The 1,275-nt window shown below is 67.1% G+C and carries 1 protein-coding gene; it reads left to right on the plus strand.

Translation table 11 applies throughout. The features are described 5' to 3' along the window. The coding region (locus AB0I77_RS53645; protein ID WP_363290342.1) for an RNA-guided endonuclease TnpB family protein at positions 1-1,099 on the plus strand (1,099 nt) is incomplete at its 5' end. Between the last annotated feature and the right edge of the window lie 176 nt (positions 1,100-1,275).

Raw genomic sequence — 1,275 nt, forward strand, 5'->3', positions numbered from 1 at the left:
CTACAACATGGCGCTCGCGGCCCGCTCCGAGGCGTGGGTGATGCGTCAGGAGCGGGTCAACTACAACGCGACGTCGGCGATGCTGACGGCATGGAAGAAGACCGAGGAGCTGGCGTTCCTCAACGACGTCTCTTCGGTGCCGCTCCAGCAATGTCTGCGCCACTTGCAGACGGCGTTCACGAACTTCTTCGGCAAGCGGGCCAAGTACCCGCGGTTCAAGTCGCGGAAGAAGTCCCGGAAGTCCGCCGAGTACACGACCAGCGGGTTCCGGTTTTGGGACGGCAAGCTGACACTGGCGAAGATGGCGCAGCCGCTGGACATCGTGTGGTCCCGGCCCCTGCCGCAGGGAGCGACGCCGTCGACAGTGACCGTCTCTCAGGACGCGGCTGGACGCTGGTTCGTGTCCCTGCTGGTCGACGACCCCGGCGTGAAGCCGCTTCCCATGACAGACACGGCGGTCGGTATCGATGCCGGACTTCACCACCTGCTCACCCTCTCCACCGGGGAGAAGATCACCAACCCCAGGCACGAACGGCGCGACCGCGCCCGGCTGGCGAAGGCCCAGCGGGAGTTGTCCCACAAGGCCGGGGGGGCCGGAGCCAACCGGGCCAAGGCCCGCCGCAAGGTCGCCAAGATCTACGTCCGGATCACCGACCGGCGCCGTGACCACCTGCACAAGCTGACCACTCGACTCGTGCGCGAAAACCAAACGCTCGTGATCGAGGACCTGACCGTGCGCAACATGGCCAGGAACCGGAAGCTCGCCCGCGCCATCAGCGATGCCGCGTGGGCCGACTTCCGGAGCATGCTGGAGTACAAAGCCGCCTGGTACGGGCGGGAAGTGATCGCGGTCGACCGTTACTTCCCCTCCTCCAAGCTGTGCTCTCACTGCGGCGCCCTCGCCGAGAAGATGCCGCTGAGCGTCCGCACCTGGACGTGCCACTGCGGCACCACCCACGACCGGGACGTGAACGCAGCGAAGAACCTTCTGGCCGCCGGACGGGCGGTTGCAGCCTGTGGAGCCGGTGTAAGACCTCAACGGAGAACTCCGGGCGGGCAGTCGGCGATGAAACAGGAAGTCTCACGGCGCGAGCCGTAAGAATCTCCCCCCTCCAGGGCGGAGAGCGTCAAGCGCTGATCCTGAGCGGGTCGCCGTGGGTCAGTTCGGCCTGCGGCCGGGCCTGCAGGAAGGTGCGGAAGTCGGCGACCGGGTCCTGGCCGTCCTCGAAGACGGCGTCGAATCCGGCCCGGGTCAGCTCCAGCACCCGGCTGACG

It is taken from the genome of Streptomyces sp. NPDC050619, from assembly GCF_040654815.1.
Lineage (GTDB): Bacteria > Actinomycetota > Actinomycetes > Streptomycetales > Streptomycetaceae > Streptomyces.